Below are 8377 nucleotides of genomic sequence, written 5' to 3'. Positions count from 1 at the left end.
TTTTACGGCTTAGGCTTCAGCGTCCCACGGACGGTCGCCATTCTCATCTTTCACGCGGGTTGGCAGGCCCATCACGTCCAGCGCCTTGAGGAATGGCTCGGCCGGCAGCTCCTCGACGTTGACCATGCGCTTGGCGTCCCACTCACCACGGGCGACCAGCAGGGCCGCAGCCACCGGCGGTACACCGGCGGTGTAGGAGATGCCCTGGCTGTCGGTCTCGGCGTAGGCTTCCTCGTGGTCGGCCACGTTGTAGATGAACACTTCACGCGGCTTGCCGTCCTTGGTGCCCTTCACCAGGTCACCGATGCAGGTCTTGCCGGTGTAGCCCGGGGCCAGCGAGGCCGGGTCAGGCAGTACGGCCTTGACCACTTTCAGCGGGACCACTTCCAGGCCCTCGGCCGTCTTCACCGGTTGCTCGGAAAGCAGGCCAAGGTTCTTCAGCACGGTGAACACATTGATGTAGTGCTCGCCGAAGCTCATCCAGAAACGCACGTTCGGTACGTTGAGGTTCTTCGAGATCGAATGAACTTCGTCGTGACCGGTCAGGTACAGGTTCTGCGAACCGACCACCGGCAGGTCGTCGGTACGCTTGACTTCGAACATGGTGTTGCTGGTCCACTGGCTGTTCTGCCAGCTCCATACTTGCCCGGTAAACTCGCGGAAGTTGATTTCCGGGTCGAAGTTGGTGGCAAAGTACTTGCCGTGCGAACCGGCGTTGACGTCGAGAATGTCGATCGAATCAATGCTGTCGAAGTATTGCTGCTGCGCAAGTTTTGCGTAGCTGTTCACCACACCCGGGTCGAAACCGACGCCGAGAATGGCGGTAATGTTCTTTTGTTGGCACTCTTCGAGGTGTTTCCACTCGTAGTTGCCGTACCACGGCGGGGTCTCGCAGATCTTGCCCGGCTCTTCGTGGATGGCGGTGTCCAGGTAGGCGACACCGGTATCGATGCAGGCACGCAGCACCGACATGTTGAGGAAGGCGGAACCGACGTTGATCACGATCTGCGATTCGGTCTCGCGGATCAGTGCCTTGGTCGCCTCGACATCGAGGGCGTTGAGCGAGAAGGCCTGGATGTCGGCGGGCACCTTGAGGCTACCCTTGGCCTTGACGCTGTCGATGATGGCCTGGCATTTGGAGATGTTCCGTGACGCGATAGCGATACGACCCAGTTCGTCGTTATGCTGCGCGCACTTGTGGGCCACCACCTTGGCGACACCTCCTGCACCAATGATAAGAACGTTCTTCTTCAATTTACCTGTTGCTCCTTACTTGGGTAGCCAGTCTTACGACAGGCTGGAAACGTAGTCTTCGAAACCGAAATCGCGCACCACCTCGACGCTGCCGTCGAGCTGCTTGACCACGATCGATGGCATCTTCAGGCCGTTGAACCAGTTTTTCTTGACCATGGTGTAGCCGGCGGTGTCGATGAACGACAGACGGTCGCCGATGGCCAGCGGACGATCGAATTGGTACTCGCCGAAGATGTCGCCGGCCAGGCACGACTTGCCGCAGACCATGTAGGTGTGCTCGCCGTCGTTAGGGGCCATCTTGGCGTTGAGGCGGTAGATCAGCAGGTCGAGCAGGTGCGCTTCGATCGAGCTGTCGACCACGGCGAGGTGCTTGCCGTTGTACAGGGTGTCGAGCACGGTCACTTCCAGCGAGGCGCTGTTGGTGATGGCCGCTTCGCCCGGCTCCAGGTAGACCTGCACGCCGTATCGCTCGGAGAAGGCTTTCAGGCGTGCACAGAAGGCGTCCAGGGCATAACCTTCGCCGGTGAAATGGATGCCGCCACCCAGGCTGACCCACTCGACCTTGTGCAGCAGGTGGCCGAAGCGCTCTTCGATGTGTGTCAGCATCTTGTCGAACAGGCCGAAGTCACCGTTCTCGCAGTTGTTGTGGAACATGAAGCCGGAGATCTGTTCGATCACCTGTTCGATCTTCACCGGGTCCCACTCGCCGAGGCGGCTGAACGGGCGGGCCGGGTCGGCCAGCAGGTAGTCGGAGCTGCTCACCTGCGGGTTGACGCGCAGGCCGCGGACCTTGCCTTCGGACTGTTCGGCGAAACGCTGCAGCTGGCCGATCGAGTTGAAGATGATCTTGTCGCAGTTCTCGAGCATTTCCTCGATTTCGTCATCGGCCCAGGCCACGCTGTAGGCGTGGGTTTCGCCGGCGAACTTCTGGCGGCCGAGCTTGAGCTCGAACAGCGAGGACGACGTGGTGCCGTCCATGTACTGCTGCATCAGGTCGAACACCGACCAGGTGGCGAAGCACTTGAGGGCGAGCAGCGCCTTGGCACCGGAGTTTTCACGCACGTAGGCGATCTTCTCCATGTTGCGCAGGAGCTTGGTTTTGTCGATGAGGTAGTGCGGCGTCTTGATCATTTAAAGGCCCCCGGCCAGGCCGGCCAAAAAAAAGATCCGCATTGTGCCTTCACTTGCCGCAGATCGAAAGGGCGGATGGTGTATTTCGTCTGCGTGGCGGTTGTTGCAGGTGAAATGATTCGGCAGCGGCGGGTTCAGTGGTACAGGAGGAAATGAATATTCTGATGACAGGGTGACCGGTGGTATGTGTTCGCCGTGGCAGTTTTTTGCGCCTGTGAGACCGAGCGCCGCCCGCCCGGCGCTCGATCTCACAGGCGCCGAAAATGCCTCGGCGAGCACCCGGAGGCCATACCGCCGTTCATCCTACCTGCTTCAACCACGCCTGAATCTGCTGCAGAGTTGCAGTAGCGCCCCCACAAACCACCATTCTGGTAGCCAGCCAAAGCTGCTGACTCATAAGCCAGCGCCAACGCCGCCCCACACGCCGGCTGGTTTGCGCAATACAAAGGAAGCCTGTCATACCAGCTGGCCCCAGCGTCGGCAAGTCGACGCTGGGGCCAGGATGATCAGCCCAGCGGCGGGGTACGCGGCGGTACCATCCGGCGCGAACCGGTCGATTCAAAGGCCGCAGCAAAGCTCAGCAGCGCATTGTCGCTATACGCCTTGCCAGCAAAGGTCAGCCCCACCGGCATGCCGATATCGGCCATCACACCCATCGGCACGGTCACGGTCGGCACGCCCAGGTGGCGGATCGCCAGGTTGCCGTTGGCCACCCAGATGCCGTTGCTCCAGGCGATGTCGGCCGAGGCCGGGTTGACGTCGGCATCGGCCGGGCCGACATCGGCCACGGTCGGGAACAGCACGGCGTCCAGGCCCTGCGCGTCCATCCAGTCTTCGAGGTCGATCTTGCGGGTTTTTTCCAGCCCGCGCAGGCCATCGGGCAGGGTCTCGATCTGGTCCCAGGTCTTCAGGCCGCGCTTGGCCATGTTGACGTATTCGTCCATGCCAGCGGCCAGGTCGTCCTCACGGTTGGGCAGGGTGCCCGGGTCGTGCGGGAAGATCTGCGGGCCGTCGACATCGGCCAGGCGGTTGAGTTTGGGGTCATCGTTGGCCCGCAGGAAGTCGTCGAACGCCCAGCCCGACAGCTCCCACAGCTCGTCGTGGAGGAATTCCTTGCTGACGATGCCACGGTTGTAGACGGTCGGCGCGCCCGGGCGGTCGCCTTCGCAGTTGGACACCAGCGGGAAGTCCACTTCCAGCACTTCGGCGCCGGCCGCTTCCAGGGCCTGGCGAGCCTGCTGCCACAGGGCGATGACGCTGTCGCGGGTGATGATGCGCTGGCCGGTCGGGCCGCCGATGCCTGGCTTCTCAGAGGTGCCGGCTTCAGCGTCGGCATTGATGTACATGCGCGGTACGCCAAAGCGCTTGCCCTTGAGCGAGCTGGCGTCAACGGCCAGGTCCAGGTAAGACGCCGGGCGCACCGAGGAGGCGGCCGGGATCGGTACCCATGGCTGCAGGCGCCACAGGTCGCCGCGCTTGTCGGCATCGTCGGCAACCACCACGTCGAGGATTTCCAGCAGGTCGGCCATGGTTCGGGCATACGGCACCACCACGTCCATGGTCGGGGTCAGCGGCCAGTTGCCACGTACCGAGATCACCCCGCGCGAGGGGGTGTAGGCGCACAGGCCGTTGTTCGAGGCAGGGCCGCGGCCGCTCGACCAGGTTTCCTCGGCCAGGCCGAAGGCGCTGAAGCTGGCGGCGGTGGCGGTACCGGCGCCGTTCGACGAGCCGGAGGCGAATGGTGCGGTCAGGTAGTTGGCGTTGTACGGGCTTTCTGCGCGGCCGTAGACGCCACGCTGCATGCCGCCATTGGCCATCGGTGGCATGTTGGTCTTGCCCAGGCACACGGCACCGGCGGCGCGCAGGCGCTCGATGGTGAAAGCGTCGCGCTGGGCGACCAGGTCCTTGAACGCCGGGCTGCCGGAGGCGGCGGTCAGGCCCTTGACCAGGTAGCTGTCCTTGGCGGTGTAGGGGATGCCGTCCAGCGGGCTCAGGGTCTGGCCCTTGGCGCGGCGGGCGTCGGAGGCCTCGGCTTCCTTGAGCGCGTCAGGGTTGCGTACGACCACGGCGTTCAACGCGGTGGCGGTGTCGGCTCCATCGTAGGCGTCGATGCGCGCCAGGTAGGCCTTGACCAGCTCGACGGCCGTCGTGCGGCCCGTTTCGAGTGCGTCGCGCAGCTCGGCAATGGAAACCTCGGTTACCTCGATCATGCTTTCACCAAAATTTGTGCAGGTTGGGGCTAGTGCGAGGAGTGTACAAGAAGGGATCAGGGCTGGGAGGTTTGCGCGGCAGAAATGGTTTTTTGCAACGGGGCATTGTCGGGGCCGCCCAGCGGCCCCGACAGCTTCAGCCCAGGTCGGCCGCCGAGTGCCGCTCGGGTACCTGGCTGGCTTCATCGCCCCAGGTACGGTTGACCCGGGTGCCACGCTGCACGGCCGGGCGCTGGGCGATTTCTTCGGCCCAGCGCTTGACCTGTGGGTATTCATCCACCGCCAGGAATTCGGCCGCGCCATACAGGTTGCCGCGCACCAGCTGGCCGTACCACGGCCACACGGCGATGTCGGCGATGCTGTATTCGTCGCCGCCGAGGTAGCGGCTGACCGCCAGGCGGCGCTCCAGCACGTCGAGTTGGCGCTTGGCTTCCATGGTGAAGCGGTTGATCGCGTACTCGATCTTTTCCGGCGCGTACACATAGAAGTGGCCGAAGCCGCCGCCCAGGTAAGGCGCCGCACCCATCTGCCAGAACAGCCAGTTGAGGCTCTCGGTGCGTGCAGCCGGCGCCTTGGGCAGGAAGGCGCCGAACTTCTCCGCCAGGTGCAGCAGGATCGAACCGGACTCGAACACCCGCACCGGCGGTTCAGCGCTGCGGTCGAGCAGGGCGGGGATCTTCGAGTTGGGGTTGACCTCGACGAAGCCGCTGGAGAACTGGTCACCGTCGCCGATGCGGATCAGCCAGGCATCGTATTCGGCGCCGCTGTGGCCCAGGGCGAGCAGTTCTTCGAGCAGGATGGTGACCTTGACACCGTTGGGGGTGGCCAGGGAGTAGAGCTGCAACGGGTGCTTGCCGACCGGCAGGTCCTTGTCATGGGTCGGCCCGGCGATCGGCCGGTTGATGCTGGCGAACTGGCCACCGGATGCGGCATCGTTGCGCCAGACCTTGGGCGGGACATAGGGGGGCTTGCTCATGCAGAGGGTCTCCTTGGAAAGCGCGAAAGCGTCCACCTAAGGACGTCGACCTGCATCTATGCCATGGGTTCGGAGAAAAGCGCAAATGCAACGGGCGCGAGCGTCAATTGCAAGGTGCGCTGGCCGTGCGGCTCAGCAGGGCCACAGTTGAACCGGGCCTGCTGACAGCTCTTTTCAGAATGTGGGCGGGGTGATGACCCAGATCACCACGGCATCCACCTCGCCAGGGTTGCCGTAGCGGTGCGGCTCCTGGCTGGAAAAACTGAAACTGTCGCCTTCGCCCAGCAGGAAGTGACGTTCACCCACCCACACTTCGAAACTGCCCGAGAGCACATAGCCCGCTTCGTCACCCTCATGGCTGTAGCTCTGCTGGCTGTAGGTACCAGGTGGAAAACGCGAGTGCAGCATCTCCAACTGGCGGTTGGGTTGCGGCGTGAGCAGCTGGTCGACGATGCCGTCCTCGTAATGCACGCTCAACCGGCTGTTGCGCCGCACCACGTAACCCTGGTCTTCCGGTGCGGTGGTGGCCTCGCTGGCGAAGAACCACTGGATGGTCACGCCGAGGCTGCGGGCAATGTTGAACAGCGCCGGGATCGACGGATATGACAGGTTACGCTCCAGCTGGCTGATGTAGCCGGCGGTCAGCTCGCTGTGCGCCGCCAGCTCCGCCAGGGTCATGCCGCGACGCTTGCGCAGGCCGCGGATGCGGCCACCGAGGAACTGTGGCGCGCTGCCACCCTCTGCGGCAGCGGGCGGGAACTGGGGTTGCTGGCTCATGCGCTTCGGTCCATCGGGAAAGCCGCAGTATGGACAGCCTCAGAGTGCCCAGGCAACTGTCAGGCCCTCATGGATCGCCTCTTCGACCGTGCGCGGGGCCAGGCAGTCGCCAATGCGCCGTACCTCCACCAGGCCTGCCAGCTCCATGGCCAGGGTGTCCTGAGGTTGGTGACCGAGGCACAGTACCAGGGTGTCGATACCTTCGAAGATCATCGGTTGGCCACTGGCGGTGTGCTGCAGGTAGACGGTGTTGTCATCGCAGCCGTACAGGCGGGCATAGGGTGTGATCGGGATGCCCAGGCGGTGCAGTTCGCCGGCCATCTGGTCGCGCACGTACAGCGGCAGGGTTTCGCCGCAGTGGGTGCCGTTCACCGCCAGCTGCACCTGGTGGCCATCCCGGGTCAGGCGCTCGGCGATGCCGGGGCCGATCCAGTCGCAGCGCCAGTCGATCACCAGCACCGAGCGGCCAAGGGCGACTTCATTGCGCAGGACTTGCCAGGCATCCACCACCTGCAGCTCGCCGCTGCGTTCGAACGATGGCCAGTAGGGCGTGGCACCGGTGGCGGCAATCACCAGGTCGGGGCGTTCGCGTTCGACCAGTGCGCGATCAACACGCGTATTACGTACTACGCGTACGCCGGCCAGTTCCATTTCGCGCTGCAGGTTGGTGCTGGCGCCGCCGAACTCGCTGCGCCGGGGCAGCAGCTGGGCAAGCTGTACCTGGCCGCCGAGTTGTGCACTGGCTTCGTACAGGGTGACGTCATGCCCCCGGGCGGCAGCCACGGCTGCGGCTTTCATGCCGGCGGGACCACCGCCCGCCACCAGGATGCGCTTGCGCGCAGTAGCGGGGGCTGGGTGTTGGTACTGCAATTCGCGCCCGGTCTCCGGGTGCTGGATACAGGAGATCGGCAGGCCGCGGTGGAAGTGGCCGATGCAGGCCTGGTTGCAGGCAATGCAGGCGCGCACGTCTTCGACCTGGCCGCGCTCGGTCTTGGCCGGCATCTGCGGGTCGCAGATCAGTGCGCGGGTCATGCCACACACGTCGGCCTGGCCACGGGCCAGGATCAGTTCGGCTTCCTGCGGCTGGTTGATGCGCCCGGTGACGAACAGCGGGATGTCCAGGTGCTGCTTGAAAGTGCCGGCCTCGCGTGCCAGGTAGGCCGGGGCGATGGCCATGGGTGGCACGATATGCACGGCGCCACCCAGCGACGCCGAGGTCCCGGCGACGATGTGCAGGTAATCGACCTGGCCTTGCACGGCCTGGGCGGCGGCAAGCGATTCGTCTTCGCTCAGGCCCTCGCTGTCGCGTTCGTCTGCGCTGATGCGCAGGCCGACAATGAACTGCTCGTCGGTGGCCGCCCTGACCGCTGCCAGCACTTCCCGCAGGAAGCGCAGGCGCTGTTCCAGTTCGCCGTTGTAGCTGTCGTTGCGCTGGTTGACCCGCGGGTTGAGGAACTGCGCCGGCAGGTAGCCATGGCTGGCCACCACCTCGACACCGTCCAGCCCCGCCTGATGCAGGCGCCGCGCAGCGCTGGCGTAGCCCTGGACGATCTCGTCGATCATCGCCTGGTCGAGGGCACGCGGCATCACCCGGAAGCGCTCGTTGGGCACCGACGAGGCCGAGTAGGCGACTGCCAGCAGGCCGTCCGCCGACTCCATGATCTCCCGTCCCGGATGGAACAATTGCGACAACACCACCGTGCCGTGGGCATGGCAGGCCTCGGCCAGGCGGCGGTAGCCGTCGATGCAGGCGTCGTCAGTGGCCATCAGCACGTGCGAGGTGTAACGGGCACTCTCATGCACCCCCGCCACCTGCAGCACGATCAGGCCGACACCACCGGCGGCACGGGCGCGCTGGTAGGCGATGAGCTTGTCGTTGACCAGGTTGTCGGTGGGCAGGCAAGTGTCGTGGCCGGTCGACATGATGCGGTTCTTCAGGCGTTTGCCGCGGATCTGCAGGGGTTCGAACAAATGGGCGAAGGCGGTCGTCATGCGGGCGGCTCCGGTGCGGTGTCGTTCTTGTTTTCCT

General features: G+C 64.4%; 6 protein-coding genes and 1 pseudogene. All 7 read right to left on the bottom strand.

Annotation, left to right across the window (positions count from 1 at the left end):
* Positions 1-9: 9 nt before the first annotated feature.
* The 7 genes and pseudogenes from HU738_RS24200 to HU738_RS24175 all read right to left on the bottom strand — a co-directional run bounded on the left by HU738_RS24200 (position 10) and on the right by HU738_RS24175 (position 8340).
* Positions 10-1254, bottom strand: coding sequence for a saccharopine dehydrogenase family protein (locus HU738_RS24200; protein ID WP_054887353.1), 1245 nt, complete (start codon positions 1252-1254; stop codon positions 10-12).
* Between the two features lie 33 nt (positions 1255-1287).
* Positions 1288-2385: a carboxynorspermidine decarboxylase gene (locus tag HU738_RS24195; RefSeq protein ID WP_186604568.1), complete on the bottom strand. Its 1098-nt coding sequence runs from the start codon at positions 2383-2385 to the stop codon at positions 1288-1290.
* Between the two features lie 298 nt (positions 2386-2683).
* Positions 2684-2816: pseudogene (locus HU738_RS26085) on the bottom strand (serine dehydratase); the annotation flags it as partial.
* 75 nt (positions 2817-2891) lie between these two features.
* Complete coding sequence (locus HU738_RS24190; RefSeq protein ID WP_176510324.1) at positions 2892-4595, bottom strand: amidase; 1704 nt, start codon at positions 4593-4595, stop codon at positions 2892-2894.
* A 136-nt stretch (positions 4596-4731) separates the two neighbouring features.
* Complete coding sequence (gene yghU / locus HU738_RS24185) at positions 4732-5571, bottom strand: glutathione-dependent disulfide-bond oxidoreductase (protein ID WP_186604566.1); 840 nt, start codon at positions 5569-5571, stop codon at positions 4732-4734.
* Between the two features lie 174 nt (positions 5572-5745).
* Complete coding sequence (locus HU738_RS24180; RefSeq protein WP_186604564.1) at positions 5746-6348, bottom strand: helix-turn-helix domain-containing protein; 603 nt, start codon at positions 6346-6348, stop codon at positions 5746-5748.
* 39 nt (positions 6349-6387) lie between these two features.
* Positions 6388-8340, bottom strand: coding sequence for an oxidoreductase (locus HU738_RS24175; RefSeq protein WP_186604562.1), 1953 nt, complete (start codon positions 8338-8340; stop codon positions 6388-6390).
* Positions 8341-8377: the final 37 nt, after the last annotated feature.

The organism is Pseudomonas vlassakiae (assembly GCF_014269035.2).
GTDB lineage: Bacteria > Pseudomonadota > Gammaproteobacteria > Pseudomonadales > Pseudomonadaceae > Aquipseudomonas > Aquipseudomonas vlassakiae.
Note: the sequence above shows the minus strand (reverse complement) of the source record. Positions and strands in the feature narration are given on the sequence as shown.